At 62.2% G+C, this 24,314-nt stretch carries 23 protein-coding genes and 1 riboswitch; of the genes, 5 read left to right on the forward strand and 18 right to left on the reverse strand.

Going from position 1 to position 24,314, the window contains the following annotated elements:
* Nucleotides 1-52: 52 nt before the first annotated feature.
* The 12 genes from J7E36_RS21975 to cobO all read right to left on the reverse strand — a co-directional run bounded on the left by J7E36_RS21975 (nt 53) and on the right by cobO (nt 13,623).
* Nucleotides 53-2,257, reverse strand: coding sequence for an autotransporter outer membrane beta-barrel domain-containing protein (locus J7E36_RS21975; protein ID WP_215007784.1), 2,205 nt, complete (start codon nt 2,255-2,257; stop codon nt 53-55).
* 198 nt (nt 2,258-2,455) lie between these two features.
* On the reverse strand, nt 2,456-4,423 hold the full coding sequence (locus tag J7E36_RS21980; protein ID WP_215007787.1) for a hypothetical protein: 1,968 nt from the start codon (nt 4,421-4,423) through the stop codon (nt 2,456-2,458).
* A 197-nt stretch (nt 4,424-4,620) separates the two neighbouring features.
* Nucleotides 4,621-5,352, reverse strand: a complete 732-nt coding sequence (locus J7E36_RS21985) for an adenosylcobinamide-GDP ribazoletransferase (protein WP_215007790.1) — start codon at nt 5,350-5,352, stop codon at nt 4,621-4,623.
* A gap of 4 nt (nt 5,353-5,356) precedes the next feature.
* Entirely contained in the window at nt 5,357-5,932 is a 576-nt protein-coding gene (gene cobC, locus J7E36_RS21990) for an alpha-ribazole phosphatase family protein (RefSeq protein ID WP_215007793.1), read from the reverse strand.
* On the reverse strand, nt 5,929-6,984 hold the full coding sequence (gene cobT / locus J7E36_RS21995; protein ID WP_215007796.1) for a nicotinate-nucleotide--dimethylbenzimidazole phosphoribosyltransferase: 1,056 nt from the start codon (nt 6,982-6,984) through the stop codon (nt 5,929-5,931). The genes cobC and cobT overlap by 4 nt, the downstream gene beginning before the upstream one ends.
* Nucleotides 6,981-7,502 carry a bifunctional adenosylcobinamide kinase/adenosylcobinamide-phosphate guanylyltransferase gene (gene cobU, locus J7E36_RS22000; RefSeq protein ID WP_215007798.1) on the reverse strand — a complete coding sequence of 174 codons (522 nt, stop codon included), beginning with the start codon at nt 7,500-7,502 and terminating at the stop codon, nt 6,981-6,983. The genes cobT and cobU overlap by 4 nt, the downstream gene beginning before the upstream one ends.
* Before the next feature lie 130 nt (nt 7,503-7,632).
* Nucleotides 7,633-9,084, reverse strand: coding sequence for a cobyric acid synthase (locus tag J7E36_RS22005; RefSeq protein WP_215007801.1), 1,452 nt, complete (start codon nt 9,082-9,084; stop codon nt 7,633-7,635).
* Entirely contained in the window at nt 9,081-10,073 is a 993-nt protein-coding gene (cobD, locus tag J7E36_RS22010; RefSeq protein WP_215007804.1) for a threonine-phosphate decarboxylase CobD, read from the reverse strand. The genes J7E36_RS22005 and cobD overlap by 4 nt, the downstream gene beginning before the upstream one ends.
* A complete protein-coding gene (gene cbiB, locus J7E36_RS22015) occupies nt 10,066-10,974 on the reverse strand; it encodes an adenosylcobinamide-phosphate synthase CbiB (protein WP_215007807.1) in 909 nt (302 codons plus the stop codon). The genes cobD and cbiB overlap by 8 nt, the downstream gene beginning before the upstream one ends.
* On the reverse strand, nt 10,971-11,621 hold the full coding sequence (gene bluB / locus J7E36_RS22020; protein WP_215007810.1) for a 5,6-dimethylbenzimidazole synthase: 651 nt from the start codon (nt 11,619-11,621) through the stop codon (nt 10,971-10,973). Before bluB ends, cbiB begins: the two co-directional genes overlap by 4 nt.
* Nucleotides 11,618-13,000 carry a cobyrinate a,c-diamide synthase gene (locus tag J7E36_RS22025; protein ID WP_215007813.1) on the reverse strand — a complete coding sequence of 461 codons (1,383 nt, stop codon included), beginning with the start codon at nt 12,998-13,000 and terminating at the stop codon, nt 11,618-11,620. Before J7E36_RS22025 ends, bluB begins: the two co-directional genes overlap by 4 nt.
* 11 nt (nt 13,001-13,011) lie before the next feature.
* On the reverse strand, nt 13,012-13,623 hold the full coding sequence (gene cobO / locus J7E36_RS22030) for a cob(I)yrinic acid a,c-diamide adenosyltransferase (protein ID WP_215007816.1): 612 nt from the start codon (nt 13,621-13,623) through the stop codon (nt 13,012-13,014).
* A 79-nt stretch (nt 13,624-13,702) separates the two neighbouring features.
* Nucleotides 13,703-13,911: riboswitch (cobalamin riboswitch) on the reverse strand.
* A 149-nt stretch (nt 13,912-14,060) separates the two neighbouring features.
* Here cobO and J7E36_RS22035 point away from each other — a divergent pair.
* Together J7E36_RS22035 and J7E36_RS22040 are read left to right on the forward strand one after the other, a co-directional pair.
* Complete coding sequence (locus J7E36_RS22035) at nt 14,061-14,645, forward strand: hypothetical protein (protein ID WP_215007819.1); 585 nt, start codon at nt 14,061-14,063, stop codon at nt 14,643-14,645.
* 105 nt (nt 14,646-14,750) lie between these two features.
* Entirely contained in the window at nt 14,751-16,061 is a 1,311-nt protein-coding gene (locus J7E36_RS22040; protein WP_215007822.1) for a PQQ-dependent sugar dehydrogenase, read from the forward strand.
* Nucleotides 16,062-16,140: 79 nt separating this feature from the next.
* Here the strand turns inward: J7E36_RS22040 and J7E36_RS22045 are convergent, their stop codons facing one another.
* The 5 genes from J7E36_RS22045 to J7E36_RS22065 all read right to left on the reverse strand — a co-directional run bounded on the left by J7E36_RS22045 (nt 16,141) and on the right by J7E36_RS22065 (nt 20,701).
* Nucleotides 16,141-16,674, reverse strand: coding sequence for a C40 family peptidase (locus tag J7E36_RS22045; RefSeq protein WP_215007825.1), 534 nt, complete (start codon nt 16,672-16,674; stop codon nt 16,141-16,143).
* A 165-nt stretch (nt 16,675-16,839) separates the two neighbouring features.
* Entirely contained in the window at nt 16,840-17,466 is a 627-nt protein-coding gene (locus J7E36_RS22050; RefSeq protein ID WP_215007828.1) for a C40 family peptidase, read from the reverse strand.
* A gap of 212 nt (nt 17,467-17,678) precedes the next feature.
* Nucleotides 17,679-18,383 carry a DnaA regulatory inactivator Hda gene (gene hda / locus J7E36_RS22055; protein WP_003178999.1) on the reverse strand — a complete coding sequence of 235 codons (705 nt, stop codon included), beginning with the start codon at nt 18,381-18,383 and terminating at the stop codon, nt 17,679-17,681.
* A gap of 156 nt (nt 18,384-18,539) precedes the next feature.
* Entirely contained in the window at nt 18,540-19,613 is a 1,074-nt protein-coding gene (locus J7E36_RS22060) for an AI-2E family transporter (protein ID WP_215007831.1), read from the reverse strand.
* A 29-nt stretch (nt 19,614-19,642) separates the two neighbouring features.
* Nucleotides 19,643-20,701, reverse strand: coding sequence for a DUF2066 domain-containing protein (locus tag J7E36_RS22065; protein WP_215007834.1), 1,059 nt, complete (start codon nt 20,699-20,701; stop codon nt 19,643-19,645).
* Nucleotides 20,702-21,065: 364 nt separating this feature from the next.
* On the opposite strand from J7E36_RS22065, the gene purM reads away from it, so the two are divergent.
* From purM to J7E36_RS22080, 3 genes are read left to right on the forward strand one after another with little or no spacing between them, the layout of a single operon-like run.
* Complete coding sequence (purM, locus tag J7E36_RS22070; protein ID WP_215007838.1) at nt 21,066-22,124, forward strand: phosphoribosylformylglycinamidine cyclo-ligase; 1,059 nt, start codon at nt 21,066-21,068, stop codon at nt 22,122-22,124.
* The gene (purN, locus tag J7E36_RS22075) at nt 22,124-22,774 is read left to right on the forward strand and encodes a phosphoribosylglycinamide formyltransferase (protein WP_215007841.1); all 651 of its coding nucleotides are present in this window, start codon (nt 22,124-22,126) and stop codon (nt 22,772-22,774) included. Before purM ends, purN begins: the two co-directional genes overlap by 1 nt.
* A gap of 8 nt (nt 22,775-22,782) precedes the next feature.
* Nucleotides 22,783-23,496, forward strand: a complete 714-nt coding sequence (locus tag J7E36_RS22080) for a DUF3108 domain-containing protein (protein WP_215007843.1) — start codon at nt 22,783-22,785, stop codon at nt 23,494-23,496.
* A 98-nt stretch (nt 23,497-23,594) separates the two neighbouring features.
* Here J7E36_RS22080 and J7E36_RS22085 read toward each other — a convergent pair whose 3' ends face one another.
* Nucleotides 23,595-24,134 (reverse strand): hypothetical protein, encoded by a 540-nt coding sequence (locus J7E36_RS22085; RefSeq protein WP_215007846.1) that lies wholly within the window; start codon nt 24,132-24,134, stop codon nt 23,595-23,597.
* Nucleotides 24,135-24,314 lie beyond the last annotated feature (180 nt).

A 24,314-nucleotide genomic window follows, 5' to 3' on the forward strand; every position in this document is an offset into this window, starting at 1 on the left:
TTAAAGCCAAGCATCGGGAGACCCCTGAGGCCCTCCCTCGTGAGCGCTCTGATCACCAGTTGTAACGAACACCAAAATTGACACCCCACGGCTGCTCGATCTTGTCACCGTTGCTGTAGTCCAGATCCGCGTGCATCGAGACCTTGTCGGTCAGCGTCATGGACAGGCCCGCGCCGAGTTCGCCCCGAGAACCCGACAAGTCGTTGTTGAACTTGTTATCGTTGACCTTGACTTCGTTGTTGTTGGCGAATTCATGGGCATAGGCGATGCGAACATACGGCTGCACTACCTTGCCCTCGCCCAGATTGAAATTGCGTCCGGCCGTTGCACCCAGCTTGCCGAGCAGCGAATGAGTGCGGTCGCCTTCAGCGGACAGGCCGTTATCCAGGTCATAGTCCTTACCCTGGATGATCACGCCCGAGAGCTGGGTATAAGGTTCGACGAAATAATCGTCGGCCAGGGTAATGTGCCGGCCGAACTCCAAGGACCCGCCAACGCCATGGTTGTCGTAGTTGCCCTTGGTTTTCTTGCCGTCGCTCAGTTGTACCTTGGATTCATTCTGGAAGCGGTTGAACTTGATCACACCGTCGAAGTAATAGCCGCTTTCATCATCCAGCCAGGTGGTGTAGGCACCCAGGTAGTAACTATTGACCGTGCCGCTGGTGCCACGGCTCAAATCCAGGTCGGACTTGCTGTAGCCACCCAACACACCGACCAGCCATTGCCCGTCGCCCATCGGCAACGGCGCATCGGCACCGAAGGACAGGCCCTGCTGGGTTTGCTGGTAGCCCACGCCGGAGCTGGCGCTGACATCGAATTTGTTGCCATAGGCACGAATCCAGCCACCGGCCTTGTCGGCATCCCTGCGCACTTCACCCATGCGGCTGCGCAACGTGCTGAGTTCGCCGTACCAGACCGTCGGCGCGGTGTTGAACAGTGCCAACACTGAACGCGTGCCAGGGCTGATGATCCGTGAGGCGACATCGAGGTACCAATCATTGTCGCCCTGTTTGACCAGGTCATATGAATAAGCGCCCAGGTCTACCGGACCGTTCAGCATGGAGAACTGGGCATCACCGGCGGCGATGTGGATAACGGGTATGGCGCCCGCTCCGGTCGGGTCGGCGCCACTGCTGCCCATTAGCACCGTGTGGTTGCCTGTGGCCGTGCCGGTGACCTCAAGGGTGTCGACTTGGCCGGTGGCGAAGTTGGCATCCATGATGAACGTGCCATTGCCCGACAGATTGTCGACTGACAACTTATAGAACTCGGTCGGGTTGCCAAACTTGATCGCCCCGCCGTCCATGGACAGATTCTCCACGGTGCCGGTATCAACCATGTTCCACTGGGCCTGGCTATTGATCGCCAGGTTGGCGACATTCTCCAGCCGCCCCGTCAGGGTTGCCTGGTTTTGCAGGGTGATGTTGGCCGTGGCCCCGCTATCGGCGACGACATCGCCCACCAACTGGCTGTTGTCGACCGTCATGTTGGCGGTCGATGAGCCTTTGACTTCCAGAATTCTGCCGTTGCCACCGATCAGGGTCGAACCATTGCCGACATGAATGTCGGCCGTCGTGGCTGGCAGGCCAAAATCATTGACGAGTATCGCTGAACCGGTCTGGCCCTGGACCGTCGTGCCATCGAGCACCAGCCGTCCAGGGGTCGATACGTTCTGGTCCGTGGTCATCACAATGCCGTTGAGCCCGCCACGAATCGTACTGGCGGTGGCCGATACCCGGCCATTCGCCAGTTGCAGGCCGAAACTGTTCGCGTTGGTGCCCGTCAGCACGGTTTGGTCCAGGTCCAACTGACTCAACCCACCGACCAATGCCCCCACATTACCGCCGGAAATAGTGCTGCCCGTGACGGTGGCTGCGGACCCTTGCAGACTGCCCGCCACGTTGCCCAACGACAGCCCGGTGCCAGTGCCGGTGATATTGCTGCCTTGGATGGTTGCGTTGCTGTCGAGCAAGTCGATGGCGATGCTGCTGGTACCCGAGGTCACGACCGAGCCATTGAGCGTCAGGGACGATCCGCGCTCAGCCCGGATCTGATTCGTCGTCGCACCGTTGGCAGTCAGGCTGGCATTGTTTCTGAGCAGGTAGTTATCGGTCGCGACGCTGCCATCGATCGCCAGCGTGTCGTTGTCGATGATCCGCGCCAGCAAAGGCGTGCTGCCCAACAGCAATGGCAGGAGAGCTACCCACCTCAAAGATATCGACAATGGGCTCAATACGAAGGAGTTCTTAGCTTTCATCAGACACCGCAAAAGTAAACTGTCAAAGAATAGGTTCGCCGTGACCGACGATCTGTGCTTGAACCTGCAAAGGCGGCGAATAATAGAGAGACAGCTCCTCAGGGTATGTAGGAACAATCCGAAAACAACCAGGAAGAATTACCCTGTCATCAGCAGCAGGAGGACAGCCGTCCTTCTGCTACCGAATGAGGCAACAGATCACAGCCTAGGAATCACACAGTGCCCCCCGTCTTCGAATACGGCGATCATCACGGTCACCAGATCAGAACTGACGTCCTGACCGCGGATGTTGATCGTGTACTTCACTTTTCCATAGCCGTACTGATCGCCGGTGTCATAGGTCGGTTTCAAATACGTGTCATAGTCAATAAACCAATGAATGCCGTCTCTTTCCTGGTCGTCCGTGACGGTGATGACTTCTTTAAGTTCGGTATTCGGCAATTCCACACTGCCGCTTTTATCGTAGGTTTGCCATTCGGCGTTGACCTCCACATCCTTCTTCACATAGTTGGAGGGTGGAATATAGACCCGGATCCCCCATACGCCGTTTTGCTCAACCAGTGCATCGCAATTCAACGGATAAGGAACGTCTTGATCCGGGAAGGTAGGCTCTTCGAGATCAATAACCTCGACATTGACGTTAACGAAGGTACGATTCGACTCCGGTTTATTCGTGAACCCCGTGCGAGTCAGGGTGTAGTACATCGGCAATTGAGACATCACGGGCGTCTGTTGTATGACGCTCCAAAGGATAATTATTTCAACTTCCTCGTTAGGGTCTTCGGTGCCGCTGACGACATAATCAGGTGTCACGGCCACCCCGTTCCAGTAAAGCGTTAACGCGTCGCCGATCTCAGGGTCATCGTACAGCTCTATAAAACCTGACGCGGGCTTACCGATATCATTCTCGGTCAACTCGGTACTGCTGTTGGAGGAACTCTGGAACCTGATCAACTCCAGCTCTGGGTTGATGGGCCCAGGGTCCCCTGTTTCCGGGCCGGGTATTGCCAAGTCCACCTTGACCTCGATTTTGCTCGGAGAGGCGGTCGGATACGGGCCTCGAAGTACCTCATAGTCCACTTCCGTCAGTTGCACGTGAGTGCCGTTAAAATCATATTCATCCCTTATGTGTGTCCAAGGCACAGTGATCTGCAGTGGGAAGGGAAGGTGCGAGCCGACGGGCGTCTCAGCAAGTTTGGTGGTCCCCCACCTGATGACAATCCCGTCGTAGGCGTCCCAGTTCGTGTATTCGCCAATCTCAACCTTGGTTGGAAAACCCGCATCGACCCTGTCAATGAGGTCGTCTGCAGCCAATGGAACGCTGGGAGAACGCAAATTGGCCGGTAGATTGCCCAAGGCGACCACGACTTCAACCGGGAACGGCATATCGCTGCGGTTACCCGCCTTGTCGAACAGGAAATACACGACATAGTGAAGTTTCGAGCCCAGGCGCGTCACAATATCTTTAGGCACCAGTATCTGCCGAGTCGGAGGGAGCAATCCCAGATACGCCAGGTCCGCAGGATCCATGTCCGAAGTCGGTGGCTTATCCAGCCACGCAACGGCGATAGTGACGGACTCTTTTTTGTCTTCGATGAAATCAGGTATCTCGCATCTGACGCCACCGTCCTGGTTCAGGATCGCCGTGGTGATCGGCTGTTGGGGCAGGATGATGATGCGCTCCGGTACGTCGGGCCTGATGGGCCCCGTTTTATCGATCGTAATCGGCGCCGTGATAGATGGCGTTTCTGTGGACGAGTTCCACTCCTTCACTCGGTACCTGAGTTGAAACGTCCCTTCATAGTTTTCAAAGATCGTCAGCGGAATTTGCCGGCTCAGAGGAAATTGATCAGAGGGCAGCGCACCGCTGTCGGGAACATCTTCAGCGTGAAATTCCAAAAATTCCGATGAACTGGCAGGCTTCCAATCCAGGTACAGTTTATTTAAAAACGGAGATCCCGGCTCCGGACGATTTGGCCATTCGGGAATCTGGATCTGCAAGGGTGCGTCGATTTTGCTGATGGGCATCAACCCGTCGGCGTCGCCAGGGATGGCATCCACCACGATGGGCGACCTGAGGTCCAGCGCCTCGCCTCCTTTGAAGAGTTGTTTGCGATAGTCGATCCGTACCTGTTCCGCCTTTGAACGTGTGCTTGAACCTGCCATGCTCGCTGCTCCAAAACCGTTTGGGTTTAGCCATGAAGGGATTTCATGGTCTGTCAAAACGCGTTCGGCAGTTCGACTCATGGCCCAAAGGAAACACCAGCCCTGTCGCTCCGCCCGGCCCTAGAAGCCTGAGCAAAATTAAGCGCCGATTTTTCGAAGCACGATACTGTCAGAGTTGACAGGTCACCCAGGCACGTTCAACCCAACACCACCCCCACCAACACCGCCACCTCCAGCAACTCCAACAACGCCCCCGCCGTATCCCCGGTGCAGCCCCCCAACCGGTTCACCATTATCCGGCGCACGCCGATGAACACCGCTGCAGCCACCAGCAGCGCAAGCACACCAGCCCATCCCGCCAGCCACACGCAGCCCAGCGCAGCGCCCAGCAAAACCTGCCAGCCGGCACGCTGAGGCAGATGATCGGCCAGGGCCTGGCCCAACCCGCCGGCGCGTACGTAAGGTGTGGTCAGGAACAGCGCGAGCAACGCGCCGCGTCCCAGTACCGGCACGATGAGCAACGCCAGGGCCTGTCCTTGCTCGATCAGCGCCAGCAGCGCGGTGAATTTGAGCAGCAGCACCAATACCAGGGTGATGACGGCGATTGGTCCACTGCGCGGGTCTTTCATGATCAGCAAGGTGCGTTCACGGTCGCCGAAACCGCCGAGCCAGGCATCAGCGCTGTCGGCCAAGCCGTCGAGGTGCAGGCCGCCGCTGAGCAACACCCACGCCGTCAGCAACAACGCAGCATGGAGCAGTGGCGGTGCGCCGAGGAACGCGGTATTGAGCAGCCACAACAAAGCGCCGAACAACAGCCCCACCAACGGATAGAACAGCAATGAGCGGCCCAGTTGTTCGGGCTCGGGCATGCCCGGCAGGCGCACCGGCAGGCTGCTGAGAAATTGCAGGGCGATCCAGAACGGCAGCATCGGCTCAGGCCTCCTCCGTCAGAGTCGGGCCAGACGTCACCCGCAGGCCGAACAACGCCCCATGGCCGACCTCGACATTCAGCAGTTGTTCGCGCGGCAGGCCCCGGGCCTGGGCCAGCAACAATCGCATCACGCCGCCGTGGCTGACCAGCAAAACCCGCTGACCAGCGTAGGCCGCGTGCAGGCGTCCGATGGCTGCCAGCACGCGGTTGGAAAATTCCAGCACCGGCTCGCCATCGGGGGGCGTGAAGCCGTAGGGATCAGCCCAGAACCAGCCCAGGCCGTCGGCATCGGTCTCCATCAACGCCGCCGCGCTGCGCCCTTCCCAGGCGCCGAAATGCAGTTCTTGCAGGTCCTTGTCCAACTGCACCGGTACGCCAAGGCGGGCACCGAGTTGCTCGGCGAAACGGGCGCACCGTTGCAGCGGCGAACTCACCAGCCGATCCCACGGCCCGCCTTGGGCGACTGCCCCGTGCATCTGTTCCCAGCCCTTGGCGGTCAGGGCGTCGTCGAGGCTACCACGCAGGCCGCCACCCAACTCGGTTTCACCGTGGCGCAGCAGGTCCAGGCGCAAGGTCATGCCGGGCGATCCGCCACGGCGGCTTCGGCAAACGTCGCCATCTGCCCGTGCAGGTCACAGGCCAGGCGCAACAACGGCACCGCCAGCGCCGCGCCACTGCCCTCGCCCAGGCGCAAGCCGAGGTCGAGCAGCGGTTCGGCGCCGAGGGTTTCGAGCACGTGGCGATGGCCGGGCTCGGCGCCGCGATGGGCGAACAGCAGCCATGGCCGGCACTCGGGGTTCAGGCGCACCGCCAGCAGCGCGGCGACGCTGCAAATGAAACCGTCCACCAGCACCGCGACGCCCTGCTGGGCGCAGGCCAGGTACGCGCCGGCCAACGCGGCGATTTCAAAACCGCCGAGGTTGAACAGGGTCTGCAACGGGTCGTTGGTTTGGGCCGCGTGCAGCGCCAGGGCGCGCTCGATCACTTGGGCCTTGCGGCTGACGCCGGCCGCATCCAACCCGGTGCCGGGGCCGACCAGATGGGCCACCGGACAATCGAGCAGTGCGCAGGCCAGGGCGCTGGCGGCCGTGGTGTTGCCGATGCCCATTTCGCCGCCGATGAACAATTGGGCGCCGGCGGCGACAGCGCGGGCAACGCTGTCGCGCCCGGCTTGCAGGGCTTGCTCGCCTTGGCCCTCGGTCATCGCCGGGCCGTGGACGAAGTTCGCGGTGCCGGGGCCGACGTGCAGATGCCGTACGCCGGGCAGGTTCAGCGAAGGCGTTACGGTGCCCAAGTCCACCACTTCCAGCGAGGCGCCCAACTGCCGCGCCAGGACGCTGATGGCCGCCCCGCCGCTGACGAAGTTGAGCAGCATCTGGCCGGTGACTTCCTGCGGGAAGGCCGATACCCCTTCAGCCACCACACCGTGGTCGCCGGCAAAGATCGCGATCCACAAGGAATCCAGGCGCGGCTTGACCTGCCCTTGCAGCCCCGCCAGTTGCACCGCCAGCGTTTCCAGTTGTCCGAGGGAGCCGGCCGGTTTGGTCAGTTGCTGCTGACGGGCCGCGGCCTGTTCCAGGGCCTGGGTATCGAGGGGCTTGCAGGGGTCCAGCCACCAGCGGTGATTCATAACGCGGTACCTTTGAGAGTCAGGGGCAATCCGGCGACGGTCAGCACGACACGCTGACAACGTTCGGCCAGGGCTTGATGCAGCCAACCGGCTTCATCGACGTAACGGCGAGTCAGCTCGCCCAGCGGCACGACACCCATGCCGGTTTCGTTGCTGACAAAAATGATTTCACCGGGCAGCGCGGCGACGCTGTCCAGCAGGGCTTCGCGTTCGGTGTTCAATTGTTCGGGGGTGTCGAGCATCAGCAGGTTGGTCAGCCATAGGGTCAGGCAATCGACCAGCAGGCAGTGACCGGCGGCGGCGTTTTCTTGTAACACCTGGGCCAGGGCCAGGGGCTCTTCCACCAGGGCCCATTGCGCCGGACGCCGGGCGCGGTGTTGGGCAACCCGCGCGCTCATCTCGCCGTCCAGGGGTTGGCTGGTGGCGATGTAGGTCACTGGCAAGCCGGTGTCCGCCGCGAGTTTTTCAGCCAGGCGACTCTTGCCGGAGCGGGCGCCGCCGAGGATCAGTTGGAGCATGGTGTTTTACCTTTCAAATAGGCGGCGTTGCTGCCGGCCTCATCGCGAGCAGGCTCGCTCCCACAATGGGACGGTGTTCACAATCCCCTGTGGGAGCGAGCCTGCTCGCGATGAGGCCAGTACAGCCACCCTAAATCCCACAGAGCTCACGCAACAGCCGGGTATCCAAATGCTTCTCCACCAGATCCGCCAAGCGCTCGATGTCCCGCTCGCGCAACCCGTGGTAATCCACCGCCTGCACATCCGCCAACCCGGCCCAACGCAGCAACGCGCTGCTGGCCTGCGGCGATTCGAACAGCCCATGCAGGTAGGTCCCGAAAATCTGCCCGTCCGGGCTATGGGCACCGTCGCAACGGCCATCATCCAACTGCACAGCCGGGTGTTCCAGCGCAGGGCCCGTGGTCACGCCTGCGTGAATCTCATAGCCACTGACCTCGGCCGCTTCCAGCGCCAGCCGCCCGCGTACATTGCGCAATTGCTTCTCTTGCGCAAGCGTCGTTTCAAACGCCAATAGTCCCAGTCCGGCACTGGAACCCGCCGCGCCTTCCAGCCCCAACGGGTCGTGGACCTGCTGGCCGAGCATCTGCAATCCGCCGCAGATCCCCAGCAGCTTGCCGCCGTAACGCAGGTGCCGCTGAAGCGCGGTTTCCCAGCCGTTGGCCCGTAGGTAGGCGAGGTCGCTGCGCACGCTTTTCGAACCGGGCAGGATGATCAAATCGGCGGGCGGAATCGCCTGGCCGGGACCGATGAACTGCAGGTCGACCTGCGGGTGCAGGCGCAGCGGGTCGAAGTCGGTGTGGTTGCTGATGCGCGGCAACACCGGCACCACCACCTTGAGCACCTGTTCGGCCTTGTCGGTCTGACGTTGGTCGAGACCATCCTCGGCTTCCAGGTGCAGGTCCATCACGTAGGGCAACACCCCCACCACCGGTTTGCCGGTGCGTGCCTCCAGCCAGTCGAGGCCCGGTTGCAGCAAGGCGATGTCGCCGCGAAAACGGTTGATGATGAAGCCCTTGACCCGCGCCTGCTCGCTGGGCGACAGCAACTCCAGGGTGCCCACCAGATGGGCGAATACGCCGCCGCGATTGATGTCGGCGATCAGCAGCACCGGGCAATCCACCGCCTCGGCAAAACCCATGTTGGCGATGTCACCGGCGCGCAGGTTGATCTCCGCCGGCGAGCCCGCGCCTTCCACCATCACCACCGGATACGCCGCGCTCAAGCGCGCGTGGGACGCCAGCACCGCTTGCATGGCGATGGCTTTGTAATCGTGATAGGCCACGGCATTCATGCTGGTCACGGCGCGACCATGGATGATCACTTGGGAGCCGGTGTCGCTGTTGGGCTTGAGCAGCACCGGGTTCATGTCGGTGTGCGGTTCCAAGCCCGCCGCCTGGGCCTGCACCGCTTGGGCGCGGCCGATTTCGCCGCCGTCAGCGGTCACCGCGCTGTTGAGCGCCATGTTCTGCGGTTTGAACGGCACCACGCTGACGCCCTGGCGCCGGACCCAGCGGCACAACGCCGTGACCAGGGTGCTTTTGCCGGCATCGGACGTGGTGCCTTGCACCATCAAAGTGGTCATGAAAGGTCCTTGGCGTAGGCCTCGAAGGCCTCTTCGAGGCGGCGGAATTCGTGGTCATCGGCCGGCAGCCCGAAGCGCAGGCTGCTGTTGTACACGAACAGCCGCAGGAGGATGCCGCGACGGGCCATGAACTCATGAAGCCTCTGGGCGTGCTCGGTAATCAGCCATTGGAACAGTCCGCAACCGCCCTGGGGCTTGAAGCCGTGACGTTCCAGCGTGACGGCCAGGCGCTGGCTGGCCGCTTCGCAGCGTTGTCGTTGGCGGGTGTGGGCGCCGGTGTCCAGCAGGCAGGCCTGGCCCAGCACCCGGGTCGGCCCGCTGACCGCCCACGGGCCGACTTGGTCAGCCAGCAGCTTGAGCAAGTGACGCTCGGCCAGGACAAACCCGAGGCGCACCCCGGCCAGGCCAAAAAACTTGCCAAACGAACGCAGCACAATCAACCCGACCTGATGGGTGTGCGCCGCCAGGCTCAGTTGCGGGGTGATGTCCATGAACGCTTCATCCACCACCAGCCAACCACCGCGCTGGGCCAGCCGGGCGTGCCAGTCCAGCAAACGCTCGGGACCCAGGCTCAGGCCGGTGGGGTTGTTCGGGTTGACCACCACCAACACGTCGAGGTTGTCGAGAAAGAAATCCACTTCGGCTTCCAGCACTTCGCGCACGATGTAGCCACTGCGCCGCCAGGCTTCGGCGTGTTCGGCGTAGCACGGCGACAGCACGCCGACCTTGCCGGCCCGCCGCAGACGCGGCAACAGTTGGATCGCCATCTGCGAACCGGCTACCGGCAGCACCTGGGATGCACCGTAGTAATCGCAAGCGGCCTGTTCCAGGCCGTCATCGGTTTCCGGCAGACGCGCCCAGGCCCGCAGGGGAATCGCCGGGACGTCGAACGGCCACGGCGCCAAGCCGCTGGACAAGTCGAGCCAGTCGGCTTCAGCGATTGCGTATTGCAAAGCTGCGTTGCGCAAGCGGCCACCATGCTCAAGCATAAAACTCAGCTCCCAGGCAAAGGATCAACAGCCACAACCATACCCCGCGCTGCACCAGTTGCCAGCCACGATCGATGGAATCGGCACTTGCCGGTACGCCTTCGCCCAACGGCGGACGCTGGTGCAGTTCGCCGTGATAAACCGCCGCCCCGCCCAACTCGACAGCCAGCGCACCGGCACCGGCAGCCATGACCGGCCCGGCGTTCGGGCTGTCCCAAGTCGGGCCTTGGGTACGCCAGCACTTCAAGGCCAGTCGGGTTTTTCCCAGCAGTGCGTAGGTCAATGCCACGAGGCGCGCCGGAATATAGTTAAGCAGGTCATCGATCTTCGCCGCCGCCCAACCGAAGCGCTCGAAGCGTTCGTTGCGATAGCCCCACATCGCGTCGAGGGTGTTGCTCAGGCGGTACAGCACCACGCCGGGCGCGCCCGCCACGGCGAACCAGAACAGCGCGGCGAACACCGCATCGCTGCCATTTTCCAGCACCGACTCGGTGGCGGCCCGGGCCACCGCCGTTTCGTCCAGCTCGGCAGTCTCGCGGCTGACCAGATAGCCCACCCGCTTGCGCGCCTCGTTCAGATCGCCGCTGCGCAGCGCCCTGGCGACGGGTTCGACATGCTCACCCAGGCTGCGCAGGCCGAGAGCGCAATATAGCGCAAGGATTTCCACCAGCCAGCCCACCATCGGCGCCCAGGACAGGGCGGTCGCCAGCAAGGTCAACGGCACCACGGCGATGAACCACGCGGTCACCCCATGGCTGCGCCAGCCGCGCCCGCCGGCGTTGAAACGTTGTTCGATGCGATCGGCAAAGCCACCGAATGCCACCAGCGGATGCCAGCGCCGGGGCTCGCCCAGCAGCGCATCCAGCGCCACTGCGGCGGCACTGAGCAATGCGACACTCATGGGCTGACTCCCCAACGGTTTTCATACAGCAGTTCATGCAATGGACGCGGTTGCGCCCAGCCTTCCAAGGCGAGCATCGGCGCCGGGTAGAAGCCTTCGACCGGGCCCAGGCACAGGATTGCCAGGGGCTTGGCGCCGGCGGGCAAGCCCAGCAGATCGGCCAGGGGCCGGGGCTCGAACAGCGACACCCAGCCCATCCCCAGCCCTTCGGCACGGGAGGCCAGCCATAGGTTCTGGATCGCGCAGGACAGTGAGGCGAGGTCCATTTCCGGCAGGGTCCGCCGGCCGAAGATGTGCCGCTCGCGGTCCTCCATCAACGCCGCCACCAGCACTTCGGCGCAATCGTGGATGCCTTCGACCTTGAGTTTCATGAACTCATCGCTGCGTTCACCCAGGGCCTCGGCGGTGCGGATGCGCTCCTGCTCCACCAGTCGCTGGATTTCCCCACGCAAGGCGCGGTCGCTGATGCGGATGAACCGCCACGGCTGCATCAGGCCGACACTGGGCGCCTGGTGCGCGGCTTCCAGCAGGCGGCGCAGCAACGCCGGCTCGACCGTACCGCCGCTGAAGTGGCGCATGTCACGACGTTCGGCGATGGCGCGGTAAATCGCGTCGCGTTCGGCCTGGGGGAATGCGTTGTCGGTCATGGCCTATTCGCGAGCAAGCCCGCTCCCACAGGGAATTGTGAACACCCATCCAATGTGGGAGCGGGCTTGCTCGCGAAGGCGGCCTCAAGATCAGGCGCAAACAGTGCGGCAATCGCCCGCGGATTGGACGGAAAATAAAAATGCACGTAAGACGCCGTCATCCGCCCGTCCCGGAACACCGCCTCCGCCCCGCGCCCGCCGTTAGGGCTGTGGCCACGGGCAATCGGTACAAGCTCGGTGCTGGTCAACGAATGATGATAGGTATGCCCACGCAGGTTGCCTTCCGGCAGCTCCACCGACTGCAACGCCAGGGCCGCGAGGCGCTTTTGCATCTGCGCATCGCCGGCCAGCAAACCGAGCAATTCGGCGCGGGTGCCTTCGACATCGGTCAATGAGTCCAGCAAGTACAACATGCCGCCGCATTCGGCGAGCAAGGGTTTATCGGCGGCGTGATGGGCGCGGATCGCCGCCAGCATCGACGTGTTCTGCGCCAGGGCGAGGTGGTGCAGTTCCGGGTAACCGCCCGGCAGGTACAGGCTGTCCGCTTCGGGCAGTCCGCTGTCGTGGATCGGCGAGAAAAAGCTCAACTGCGCGCCCATGGCCCGCAGCAGGTCCAGGCTCGCGCCATAGGTAAAGGCAAATGCTTCGTCCCGGGCCACGGCGATGCGCACGCCGTCGAGCCATGGCTCGGGGGTGATCACTTCGGGGGCGGCAAACGCTACCGCCGGCGGCAGCGCCACTTCGCAACTGCCGGCCAAGGCCTCGGCGGCGGCATCGAGGCGCACATCCAGGTCGTTCAACTCGCTGGCCTGGACCAGCCCGAGGTGGCGGCTGGGCAATTCGATGCCGGTTTCCCGCGACAGCGCACCGTACCAGCGCAGGCCCTCCGTCAGGCTGCCTTCGAGCAACTGCGCATGGCGCAAGGTGCCGACGCGGTTGGCCAGGACCCCGGCGAACGGCAAGTCCGGTTGATAGCGCGCCAGGCCCAGGGCCAGGGCACCGAAGGTCTGGGCCATGGCCGTGCCGTCGATCACCGCCAGCACCGGCACGCCGAAATGCCGCGCCAGATCAGCACTGGACGGCGTGCCGTCGAACAGTCCCATCACCCCTTCGATCAGGATCAGGTCTGCCTCGGCGGCGGCTTCCCACAGCAACCGTCGACTTTCCTGCTCACCGACCATCCACATGTCCAACTGATAGACCGGCGCGCCGCTCGCACGCTCGAGGATCATCGGGTCGAGGAAGTCCGGGCCGCATTTGAACACGCGCACCTTGCGCCCCTGGTTGCGATGCAAACGGGCCAACGCAGCGGTAACGGTGGTCTTGCCCTGACCCGAAGCCGGGGCCGCGATCAGCACCGCCGGACAGGAGCGGCTCATGGACGCATCACTCACAGTTCGACGCCTTTCTGCGCCTTGATGCCGGCCTGGAACGCATGCTTGATCATGCCCATCTCGGTCACGGTGTCGGCCAACTCGATCATTTCCGGTTTGGCGCCACGTCCGGTCACGACCACATGCTGCATGGGCGGGCGCGCCTGCAAATCGCTCAGGACCTGATCGAGGTCGAGGTAACCGTGCTTGAGGGCAATGTTGAGTTCATCGAGCACCACCAAGCCAATGGTCGGATCGCTGAGCAATTGTCGCGAGACGGCCCAGGCAGCCTCGGCGGCGGCGATGTCGCGCTGGCGGTCCTGGGTTTCCCAGGTGAAGCCTTCGCCCATGACGTGAAACCGCACCTGCTCGGGGAAGCGACGGAAGAACAGCTCCTCACCGGTGCTGTTACGGCCCTTGATGAACTGCACCACGCCGCAGTGCATGCCGTGGCCCATGGCCCGGGCGAGCATACCGAACGCCGAGCTGCTCTTGCCCTTGCCATTGCCGGTCAGCACCAGCAGCAGGCCGCATTCGTTCGGCGAGTTGGCGATGCGCTCGTCGATCACGGCTTTCTTGCGCAGCATGCGCGCCAGGTGGCGTTCGTCGCGATCAAGCGTATCGGTCATGGGGAGCTCTCCGTTGGAATGGGATAACGGCGGGCAGGCAGAAAAAAGACGGCAACAAGCCTGGCATCGCCCACCGTGATGCCGTTGGATGAATCAGGCCGGTCTCCGGGCTCATGAGCGGCGTAATGCCGGGCTGCGCGCCTTCCCATGTCGACGACACAGTGGCCTGGTGGCAGCTTTGACTCATTTACCGTTGCGGGGGCAGCGCCGGGTTCGTGTGCACTCACCGGCTTCCCTGTTTCACTCTGTCGACCAAGGCCACAGAGCACCTGAAACAAGCCGCGAAGGTTAGAGGGTTGGGGGGTGAGCGTCAATCAAAGCTGGTACGCCGGACATTGGCCAGGATCAATAAAGTGACGCCAATCTTGTGTCAGGCTACGGCAAGTGATATCAAATGGACATTACAGCCTATGTCACAAGAATAAGAGGGCAAACGTATGCAAGGCATGATCATCAGCAATCCGAAATTGGAATTCCTGCGCCCGGTGCTGGAGCGCTGGTTCGACTGCATCGACCGCTACAACGCCGTGCGAGGGGATAACGACTGTCCGTACTGGTTCGATGAGAAAGCCAACCTCGGATTGCTGTCGGCCGCGGCATGGATGGCCGAGATGGTCACGCTGCAAAATACCCCCACCCGCAAACAGAATGAAGAAGGCGAACGCAACGTCAGTGCCGACCTGTTCATCGCCAGCACCGAAGCACGCGCGTTCATCCAGGCCACCCAGCGCTGGCCCAAGGTCAGCAACCTGAACCTGACACAGCCCCTGCTGGAGGCCGCCAGCGATGCCAGGCGCATCAGCTATGCCAGCGACTTGAAGCTCGGCTGCCTGTTCGTCTCGCCGCAAAAAGCCCAGCAGAGCGCCACGCCGGAAGAACTGCAGGACATGCTCGACGACCTGCAAAAGGAAAACACCTGCGCGGTGGCCTGGTATTTCCCCTACGCCTACCGCAAGTTGCGCAACGACAGCGGCCACTATCACCCGGGCATCGCCGTGCTGTTCAAGCAGGCCCACGGCTGACCTGAAAACAAGCTGTGGGAGCCGAGGCATGCGCGCCACAGGTTGAACCATACGCGCGTCTACGCTTCTCTATGAATAACCTCATGCATTCATAGGGAAGCCAGCATGCTCAAGCCACCGCACCTTTTGATCATCGCCCTTGCCACCGGGCTTGCCGCCTGTGGCGAGTCTTCGACCCTGCAAGTGTCCGACGGCACCGGCCCGGCGCCGAAACTGCCCGAGCCGAACAAGACCCTGGTGCCCACCGTCAACATCGCCGAAGCCATCGGTTGGCCCCAGGGCGCCAAGCCCACCGCGGCCCAGGGCCTGCGAGTGGGCGCCTTTGCCGAAGGGCTGGACCATCCGCGCTGGCTCTACGTACTGCCTAATGGCGATGTGCTGGTGGCCGAAACCAATGCCCCGCCGAAACCGGACGACGCCAAGGGCATCCGCGGCTGGGTGATGAAAAAAGTCATGGGCCGCGCGGGCGCCGGCGTGCCCAGCCCCAATCGCATCACGCTGTTGCGCGACGCCAATCACGACGGCATCGCCGAAACCCGTACGGTCTTCCTGGAAAACCTCAACTCGCCGTTCGGCATGACCCTGGTGGGCAATGACCTGTACGTGGCCGACACCGACCGGCTGATCCGCTTCCCCTACAAGGAAGGCGACACGAAAATCACCGCGCAGCCGACCAAGGTCGTCGATCTGCCTGGCGGGACCATCAACCATCACTGGACCAAAAACGTCATCGCCAGCCGCGACGGCAGCAAGCTATACGTCACCACCGGCTCGAACAGCAACGTCGCGGAAAACGGCATGGAAGTGGAAGAAGGTCGCGCGGCGATCTGGGAAGTCGACCGGGCCAGCGGCAATCAGCGTATTTTCGCCTCGGGCCTGCGCAACCCCAACGGCCTGGCCTGGGAGCCGAGCAGCGGCGCATTGTGGACGGCAGTGAACGAACGGGATGAGATCGGCAGCGACCTGGTGCCGGACTACATCACCTCGGTCAAGGATGGCGCCTTCTACGGGTGGCCCTACAGCTACTACGGGCAGAATGTCGACGTGCGCGTCGAACCGCAAAACCCGGCACTGGTGGCCAAGGCCATCGCCCCGGACTACGCCGTCGGCCCGCACACCGCCTCACTGGGCCTGACCTTCGCCGAAGGCAGCCGCTTGCCTGCACCGTTTACCGAAGGCGCTTTCATCGGCCAGCACGGTTCCTGGAACCGTAAACCCCACAGCGGTTACAAAGTGATTTTCGTACCGTTCAGCGGCGGCAAGCCGGTGGGCCAGCCAGTGGATGTGCTGACTGGCTTCCTCAACGCGGACGAGAAAGCCCAGGGCCGGCCGGTGGGCGTGGTGATCGATAAACAGGGCGGGTTGCTGGTGGCCGATGATGTGGGGAACAAGATCTGGCGGGTGTCGGGTCAGTAACCCCGACACACCGATGCGGCGGGGGAATTCTCTCTGGCCTGTGGGAGCAAGGCTTGCTCCCACAGTTCGGGGCAACAAATCAGGGATTACGCGCCAGATGCTCCGGCTGCAACACCCGCTTGGCGCTCAGATAAGCCTTCTGCCAATAAGCCTTGGACAGGCTATCAAGTTTGACCGTCCCGCCTGTTGCCGGCGCATGCACAAAGCGGCCCTCCCCCACATAGATCCCGGCATGACTGACCTGGGAGCCGCCGTTGGTGGCGAAGAAAATCAGGTCGCCGCTCTGCAATGCATCCTTGCCAACGTCCGGTGCACGCATGCCGATCATTTCGCGCGTGGAACGCGGCAAGGAGATGCCGGCGGCGTCGCGGTAGACGTAGCCGATCAGGCCACTGCAATCGAAACCCGAGTCCGGGGTGTTGCCGCCCCAACGATACGGCGTGCCCACCAGGCCCAGCGCCCGGAAGAGCACATCTTCGGCCGCTGGAGAATAGGTTTGCGGGGGAGCGAAGACCACCGGCGCCCGTACTGGCGCGGGCGGCGGTGTGCGGCTGGCGCAAGCGCTGAGCAGCGCGGCAAGACAGATGAGAGCGAGGCGGGCCGACGTCGACATATGCAGAACAATCCTGATCTGGATGCGGCTTTTCTGCCGTGGGCATGAAAACAGACCCGCCCGCGTAATACGCAGGCGGATTGCCATCAATCAATGATCAAGGATTCTAGCGACTATGCGGCAAACTTCAAGTAAGACTTTAAGTTTGCCTTACAAACTGTGTGCTTACTTGCGCGCAGTGACCACCGTCGGTGCCATGGCGAGGGCGCGCTTGGCTTCGATGAAGGTCTTGCTCCAGTAGCTGTCGCCCAGGCTGTCGATGCGCACGCCACCGCTGCGGCGGCTGCTGGAATGGATGAACTGATTGTCGCCCAGGTAGATACCGGCATGGCTGACACGACCGCGACGACCGCTGGTGCTGAAGAACAGCAAGTCACCGGGTTCCAGTTGATTGCGCGCCACCAGCGGGGCGTTCACGTTGATCATTTCGCGCGTCGAGCGTGGCAGGCTCATGCCGGCCTCTTCGCGGAACAGATAACCGATGAAACCGCTGCAATCGAAGCCGGCTTCAGAGGTGCCGCCAAAGCGATAGCGGGTACCGATCAACGACATGCCACGTTCCAGGATGCTGTCGGCCAGCACAGGAAGCTGATAAGGCTTGTTGCTGGCGAAGTCTGCCAGCTCTTTGTCGGAGGCCATTTCTTCCTGGAACGAAACGGAGGAAGACTGGGCGGTGACGGAGTTGTGTACCTGTGGTTGTTGTACGGGCTGGGACACTGGGGAGTGGGCAGCGCAACCGAACAACAGGGTGACGAGTGCGAGAGGCACGAGGGGTGCGAAGCGATTTAGCATGGGCACGACCGTGGCTGAGGTAGTAAAGATGGCGAGACTATGCCCTCTATCAACCTCATTTGCAAATTCAATCGATGCAAATGTGACTTCCCGGTTTTACGTTGACATCTAAGCGCTTAAGCCCATTTTGAATGTCACGTGGCCTGCAACCCAGCAGGGCCGCGGGTTTCGCCGCGCCGGGGCCCGGCCAAGAGCCACTACTGATAACGGTTCTACCAGCCCAGGGTTTCTTTCAAAAAAGGAATAGTGAGCTTGCGCTGGGCCTGGAGCGAGGCCTGGTCGAGGCGTTCGAGCAATTCGAACAGCGCGCTCATGCTGCGGGTGCCACGGGTGAGGATGAAATGCCCGACTTCATCGGTCAGGTGCAGGCCGCGGCGAGAAGCTCGCAGTTGCAGGGCGCGGAGCTTGTCTTCGTCGGAGAGCGGACGCATCTGGAAAATCAGCGCCAGGGTGAGACGGGACTTGAGATCCGCCAGCTTCACCGGCAGTTCCCGTGGCGACGTCGAGGCGGCGATCAGCAAGCGCCGACCGCTGTCGCGCAGGCGATTGAACAGATGAAACAGCGCCTCTTCCCAGTCAGCCTTGCCGGCGACGGCCTGGAGATCGTCCAGGCAGACCAGTTCGTACTGTTCAAGGTTGTCGAGGATTTCCACGCCACGATCCAGCAACTCGGCCAGCGGCAGGTACACGGCGGGCTCGCCCAACTGCTCGAACCGCAGGCACGCTGCCTGCAACAGGTGCGTGCGCCCTACCCCGTCCTTGCCCCACAGATAGATCAGACTCTCGGTCCAGCCGGCGTCGGCTTCGCAAAGCCGCTCGACATAGCCGAGTGCAGCGGCATTGGCGCCTGGGTAGTAGTTGATAAAGGTGGCGTCATCACGCAGACGCACACCTAGGGGCAGCTGAATCGGTTTCATGCTGACTGAACGGTTGCGGGGAACCGTTAGTGGCCTCTGTGTAAAGTTGGCAAAGTCTATACCCGTGGCGCGGACCGCACAATGCACCGGACCACGAGCAAAATCAAAGGTTTGCAGCAGCAAGGCCAGGGAGCGACGGTTTTCCTGGCATTCGCCCTACAGCTCCGGGTCTTCGGCGCCACTGTACATGTCCGAATCCTTGTACACATCGTGCACATGCCGCACCAGCACCATGATCACGGCCGCCACCGGCAGCGCCAACAGGATCCCGGTGAAACCGAACAACTCGCCACCCGCCAGGATCGCGAAGATCACCGCCACCGGGTGCAGGCCAATACGATCGCCCACCAGCAAGGGCGTCAGCACCATCCCCTCCAGGGCCTGGCCGACCATGAACACCGCCACGATACCCAGCATCGGGTACAGGTCGCCACCGAACTGGAACAACCCGGCGATCAACGCCGCGCCAATGCCAATCACAAAGCCCATGTAGGGCACGATGGCCGCCAGCCCGGCGATCATGCCGATCAACAGGCCCAGTTCCAGGCCGACCAGCATCAGCCCGGCCGCATAGATGAAGCCCAGCGCGACCATCACCAGCAACTGTCCGCGCACGAATGCGCCGAGCACTTCGTGGCATTCGCTGGTGAGGGTCATGATGCGTTCTTCGCGATGGCGTGGCAGCAGGCTGCGGATCTTCGCCATCATCAGGTCCCAGTCCCGCAGCAGGTAGAACGCCACCACGGGAATCAGTACCAGGTTCGCCAGCCAGCCGATCAGCGCCAGGCTCGAGGCCGTGGCCTGGCTCAGCACCACGCCGACGATGTCGGTGGTCTGGCCCATGTGTTCGCTGATGGCCGCCTTGACCTTGTCGAACTTCCAGAAACCGTCCGACAACCCCAGCTTCGACTGTACCCACGGCACCGCGCTGTGCTGCAACCAGTCGAGCATCTGCGGCGCCAGTTCGTACAGGCGCACCAGCTGCTTGGCGAGCATCGGGATCAGCACCAGCAACAGGGCGCTGACGATCAAGGTGAACAGCGCAAACACCGTCACTACGCCCCAGGTCCGCGACAGGCCGAGTTTTTCCAGGCGATCCACCACCGGATCGAACAGATAGGCCAACAGCAGCGCCACCAGGAACGGCGTCAGGATCGGGTGCAGCAAATAGATAAACGCGAACAGCAGGGCGACCCCACCCAACCAGAACCAACGCCGCGTATCGCCCATGAACCACTCCTAGCTATATAAAGAAAGAACTACCAGCGAAAGCGCAGATTGGCGGTCGGCGCCGGCGCGGGTGCTGCAACCGGAACCGCGCCCTCGGCGACCGGTGGCGTCTGGGGCGCCGGTGCGACAGCCTCCCCGGCCGGAACTTCCTGCAATTTCGCCAGGGCCAATTGCGCCTTCAGTTGCTCGGCGCTGCCGTTGACCCGATAAAGCCCCCGGTCACCGTCAACCCGCTGTAACTGCCCGGCAAACGGTTCGAGCAAGCGCCCAATCGCTGCGTAACGCTCGAGGTTCATGCCCTGCACTTCCAGCAGCTGCTCGCTGGCCAGGCCCGGTTTGGCGACGAAGCGTGGCGCCAGGCGCTGGCTCACCGCCAGCATGACCGCATCGGCCAGGGCCGCCGGATCGGCGCCCTGGGCATTGCCCTGTTCGCGCTGATTACCCAGCCACAGGCGCCAGGTGCCGTGCCATTGCCCCCCCTCCTCCTTGGCGTGGACCGCCAGCAACGCATCCGCCGCGTAGCGCTCCGACGCATCGTGCAATGGCGCCGGGTCGCTGCCTTCGAGGTTCGGCGCGGTGGCAACGATCTGTTCGCTCAGGTCCGCCAGCGGCAAGCGCAGCGCCAGGCCCCGATGCTGGGCGGCGCGACGCAACGGCGTGGCGCTGGCCTGGCCATCGCCGACCAGGCTGGAGCCCTCGACCGAGTCATTCAGCCACCAGCCGAGGATCGACGGCCGGTTTGCGCTCCACAGCGACAACCCTGCCGAGCGCAACGCACGCTCGGTACTTGCCGGGTCGAAGTCGACCTTCAGGCTTTCTGGAGGGCCGGCGTCATAGCCGTATTGCAGGATGATCTGCTGCGGGTCCTTGCGGACTGCGGCCAGGCCGGGATTCTGCGCGGCCTTGGGGTCGCCGGTCAGGCGCAGCACCAGCGTATCGAGGGCGCGTAATGTCGCCTGGTTGCGCTCCTCCGGCGTCTGGTTGCTGACCGGTTCGAGCACTTGATAGAGGCCATTGACGGTTTCGGCATGGCTCGCCAGGCTGATCAGCGACAGGCAGCCCACGGACAAGAATTTGAACAAACGCATGGAAGATTCCCGGACATAACGGCTGGAACAGGCCGTGTGGAGAAGATTGAGCATGGCTGTGACCACGGCACCGGGCAAAACATTCACCCACCCGATGGAAGTTTCGCACTGTCATCACCATAGCCGGTTACCGCTACACCTTATACAGCCGCACCGCGCAGTACCAATATAAGAAATATCGGTTTTTTTCCGTGGATATGTCCCTGCCCGTCGGCGCGAGGATGGCCGCTGCCCCTCAAGCCTGATAAAATCGCGCGCCTTCGCAGACCGGCAATCGCCGGGCACCCGGAATAATCCGTACCACGGTTATTCAATGCCCCCGGCGTCGGTCGTTACCCAGAAATCCCCCCTAAAGGCCTGGATCATGAGCAAGCAACCCTCCCTGAGCTACAAGGACGCCGGTGTAGACATCGACGCCGGTGAAGCATTGGTCGAACGCATCAAGAGCGTCGCCAAGCGCACTGCGCGCCCGGAAGTCATGGGCGGCCTGGGCGGTTTCGGCGCCCTCTGCGAGATCCCGGCCGGCTACAAGCAACCGGTGCTGGTCTCGGGCACCGACGGCGTCGGCACCAAGCTGCGCCTGGCCTTGAACCTGAACAAGCATGACAGCATCGGCATCGACCTGGTCGCCATGTGCGTGAACGACCTGGTGGTGTGCGGCGCCGAGCCGCTGTTCTTCCTCGACTACTACGCCACCGGCAAGTTGAACGTCGATACCGCAGCCCAGGTCGTGACCGGCATCGGTGCCGGTTGCGAGCTGGCTGGCTGCTCCCTGGTCGGCGGCGAAACCGCTGAAATGCCCGGCATGTACGAAGGCGAAGACTACGACCTGGCCGGCTTCTGCGTCGGCGTCGTCGAGAAAGCCGAGATCATCGACGGCTCGAAAGTCGCCGCTGGCGATGCCCTGCTCGCCCTGCCGTCCTCCGGCCCGCACTCCAACGGCTACTCGCTGATCCGCAAGATCATCGAAGTCTCGGGCGCCGACATCGAGAACATCCAGCTCGACGGCAAGCCGCTGACCGACCTGCTGATGGCCCCGACCCGCATCTACGTCAAGCCGCTGCTCAAGCTGATCAAGGACACCGGCGCCGTCAAGGCCATGGCCCACATCACCGGTGGCGGCCTGCTGGACAACATCCCGCGCGTGCTGCCAAAAGGCGCCCAGGCCGTGGTCGACGTGGCGAGCTGGACCCGCCCGGCGGTGTTCGACTGGCTGCAGGAAAAAGGCAACGTCGACGAAACCGAAATGCACCGCGTGCTGAACTGCGGCGTGGGCATGGTGATCTGTGTGGCCCAGGAGCATGTCGAAACTGCCCTGAATGTGCTGCGTGAAGCCGGCGAACAGCCTTGGGTGATCGGTCAGATCGCCACCGCCGCCGAAGGCGCTGCCCAGGTCGAGCTGAAAAACCTTAAGGCGCACTGATGTCCGCAACCTGTGATGTCGTGGTGCTGCTGTCCGGCACCGGCAGTAACTTGCAGGCCCTGATCGACAGCACGCGGACCGGCGACAGCCCGGTCCGTATCCGCGCGGTGATTTCCAACCGCGCCGATGCCTACGGCCTGCAACGTGCCCGGGACGCGGGTATCGATACCCGCGTCCTCGATCACAAGGCCTTCGAAGGCCGCGAAGCCTTCGACGCCGCGCTGATCGAACAGATCGACACCTTCAACCCGCAACTGGTGGTGCTGGCCGGCTTCATGCGCATCCTCAGCGCCGGTTTCGTGCGTCACTACCAGGGCCGCCTGTTCAATATCCACCCGTCGCTGCTGCCCAAATACAAAGGGTTACACACTCACCAGCGCGCGCTGGAGGCCGGAGACACGGAGCATGGCTGCTCCGTGCACTTTGTCACCGAGGAACTCGATGGCGGACCACTGGTCGTACAGGCAGTAATACCGGTAGAGTTGCACGACACGCCGCAAAGCCTGGCGCAACGGGTTCACGCCCGGGAGCACCAGATCTACCCGATGGCCGTGCGTTGGTTTGCCGAAGGACGGCTCACCCTCGACGATCGCGGAGCCTCACTGGACGGCAACCTGTTGCCTGCCAGCGGCCATTTGATTCGACACTAGGAGATTTTATGCGTCGCGCCCTGCTCTTCGCTTGCGCTCTGCTTGCCCTGCCCCTGGCTCAGGCTTCGGACCTTCAACCGTTCTCCGCCAGCTACACCGCCGACTGGAAACAGCTGCCCATGAGCGGCACCGCCGAGCGCAGCCTGACCAAGGAAGCCAACGGCACCTGGAAGCTGAGCTTCAAGGCGTCGATGATGATCGCCAGCCTGACCGAAGAAAGCACCCTGACCCTGGACAAGGACACCCTGCTGCCCCAGTCCTACCACTTCGAACGCGGCGGTCTGGGCAAGGCCAAGAAGGCCGACCTGGACTTCGACTGGAACACCAAGATGGTCACCGGCACCGATCGCGGCGACGCGGTCAAGCTGCCGCTCAACCGCGGCATGGTCGACAAATCCACCTATCAACTGGCCCTGCAACACGACGTGGCGGCCGGCAAGAAAAGCATGAGCTATCAGGTCGTCGATGATGGCGAAGTCGATACCTATGACTTCCGCGTACTGGGCGCAGAGAAGGTCGACACCAAGGCTGGTCAGATCGACGCGATCAAGGTCGAGCGCGTGCGCGATCCGACGCAAAGCAAACGCATCACCGTGCTCTGGTTCGCCAAGGACTGGGACTACCTGCTGGTGCGCCTGCAACAGGTCGAGACCGACGGCAAGGAGTACAACATCATGCTCCAGGACGGTACGGTCAATGGCAAGGCTGTGAAAGGCAGCTGATCAACCCTGATAACACGAAGCCCCGCAGATGCGGGGCTTTTTATATGCAACAGCTCCAACACCCATTTTCGGACGGGCATACTCCCAATAACGGATAATTAGGGCAGCCCAGAGGGCCGAGTACGAACGCAACTTAATTTTCCTTTGATTGGTTCGCTGGTATCGGTTTTTTTCTCTAGCAGTACCACCCCCCTTACTACAACCGATCCTACTGCAGCGCTTGCAAATTCATGCAAATCAATCCATCGAGTCGTAGTTGGATGAACAATAGTTTTAATTCTGAAATACCACCGATCCGTACTCGTATCGCACTTCTCCGAATCGAATCGTATCTCCGTGGCCGAAGGCACATTATCAAGCTGGATATAAGTCATCTGATCATTTTTACATCCATGATATTGCATATTATAGTAAGTATGTACGTCAGTAGGAAGGCTACAGGCATCGCCCCCACCTTCTGGCTTTTCGGAAAATCTAATAACCCCCTTCGGCATATCTTCTTGCATCGAAGAGGGGGTATCGGCACAGCCCGATATAACCATAAATCCAATAAACAGTATCCTTGAAAGATTCATATTATTACCCTCTGATTGCCACCCCGCCATTATTGTCCATACCTGTTTAATCCAGAGAAACATACAAGCTCTATCAGCCGTCGCCTAAACACGTCCCCGTCGCTCCGCACTGATAGAAGTAAACAAGATTTTTGAGAACCAGGTAACTGTCAAAGTTGACAGGTATGCATGATTTTGGAGACTGCGACTCATCACGGCTACCCTGTCCCGCCAGCTTGAGCCTGCCTGCATCGTTGGAAATTG

The sequence above is a fragment of the Pseudomonas fluorescens genome (assembly GCF_018614775.1).
GTDB lineage: Bacteria > Pseudomonadota > Gammaproteobacteria > Pseudomonadales > Pseudomonadaceae > Aquipseudomonas > Aquipseudomonas fluorescens_BY.

Bases quoted from the DNA above. Each gene is read 5' to 3' on its own strand.
- J7E36_RS21975 (WP_215007784.1), bottom strand. From the start codon at position 2,257: ATGAAAGCTAAGAACTCCTTCGTATTGAGCCCATTGTCGATATCTTTG.
- J7E36_RS21980 (WP_215007787.1), bottom strand. From the start codon at position 4,423: ATGGCAGGTTCAAGCACACGTTCAAAGGCGGAACAGGTACGGATCGAC.
- J7E36_RS21985 (WP_215007790.1), bottom strand. From the start codon at position 5,352: ATGCTGCCGTTCTGGATCGCCCTGCAATTTCTCAGCAGCCTGCCGGTG.
- cobC (WP_215007793.1), bottom strand. From the start codon at position 5,932: ATGACCTTGCGCCTGGACCTGCTGCGCCACGGTGAAACCGAGTTGGGT.
- cobT (WP_215007796.1), bottom strand. From the start codon at position 6,984: ATGAATCACCGCTGGTGGCTGGACCCCTGCAAGCCCCTCGATACCCAG.
- cobU (WP_215007798.1), bottom strand. From the start codon at position 7,502: ATGCTCCAACTGATCCTCGGCGGCGCCCGCTCCGGCAAGAGTCGCCTG.
- J7E36_RS22005 (WP_215007801.1), bottom strand. From the start codon at position 9,084: ATGACCACTTTGATGGTGCAAGGCACCACGTCCGATGCCGGCAAAAGC.
- cobD (WP_215007804.1), bottom strand. From the start codon at position 10,073: ATGCTTGAGCATGGTGGCCGCTTGCGCAACGCAGCTTTGCAATACGCA.
- cbiB (WP_215007807.1), bottom strand. From the start codon at position 10,974: ATGAGTGTCGCATTGCTCAGTGCCGCCGCAGTGGCGCTGGATGCGCTG.
- bluB (WP_215007810.1), bottom strand. From the start codon at position 11,621: ATGACCGACAACGCATTCCCCCAGGCCGAACGCGACGCGATTTACCGC.
- J7E36_RS22025 (WP_215007813.1), bottom strand. From the start codon at position 13,000: ATGAGCCGCTCCTGTCCGGCGGTGCTGATCGCGGCCCCGGCTTCGGGT.
- cobO (WP_215007816.1), bottom strand. From the start codon at position 13,623: ATGACCGATACGCTTGATCGCGACGAACGCCACCTGGCGCGCATGCTG.
- J7E36_RS22035 (WP_215007819.1), top strand. From the start codon at position 14,061: ATGCAAGGCATGATCATCAGCAATCCGAAATTGGAATTCCTGCGCCCG.
- J7E36_RS22040 (WP_215007822.1), top strand. From the start codon at position 14,751: ATGCTCAAGCCACCGCACCTTTTGATCATCGCCCTTGCCACCGGGCTT.
- J7E36_RS22045 (WP_215007825.1), bottom strand. From the start codon at position 16,674: ATGTCGACGTCGGCCCGCCTCGCTCTCATCTGTCTTGCCGCGCTGCTC.
- J7E36_RS22050 (WP_215007828.1), bottom strand. From the start codon at position 17,466: ATGCTAAATCGCTTCGCACCCCTCGTGCCTCTCGCACTCGTCACCCTG.
- hda (WP_003178999.1), bottom strand. From the start codon at position 18,383: ATGAAACCGATTCAGCTGCCCCTAGGTGTGCGTCTGCGTGATGACGCC.
- J7E36_RS22060 (WP_215007831.1), bottom strand. From the start codon at position 19,613: ATGGGCGATACGCGGCGTTGGTTCTGGTTGGGTGGGGTCGCCCTGCTG.
- J7E36_RS22065 (WP_215007834.1), bottom strand. From the start codon at position 20,701: ATGCGTTTGTTCAAATTCTTGTCCGTGGGCTGCCTGTCGCTGATCAGC.
- purM (WP_215007838.1), top strand. From the start codon at position 21,066: ATGAGCAAGCAACCCTCCCTGAGCTACAAGGACGCCGGTGTAGACATC.
- purN (WP_215007841.1), top strand. From the start codon at position 22,124: ATGTCCGCAACCTGTGATGTCGTGGTGCTGCTGTCCGGCACCGGCAGT.
- J7E36_RS22080 (WP_215007843.1), top strand. From the start codon at position 22,783: ATGCGTCGCGCCCTGCTCTTCGCTTGCGCTCTGCTTGCCCTGCCCCTG.
- J7E36_RS22085 (WP_215007846.1), bottom strand. From the start codon at position 24,134: ATGTTTCTCTGGATTAAACAGGTATGGACAATAATGGCGGGGTGGCAA.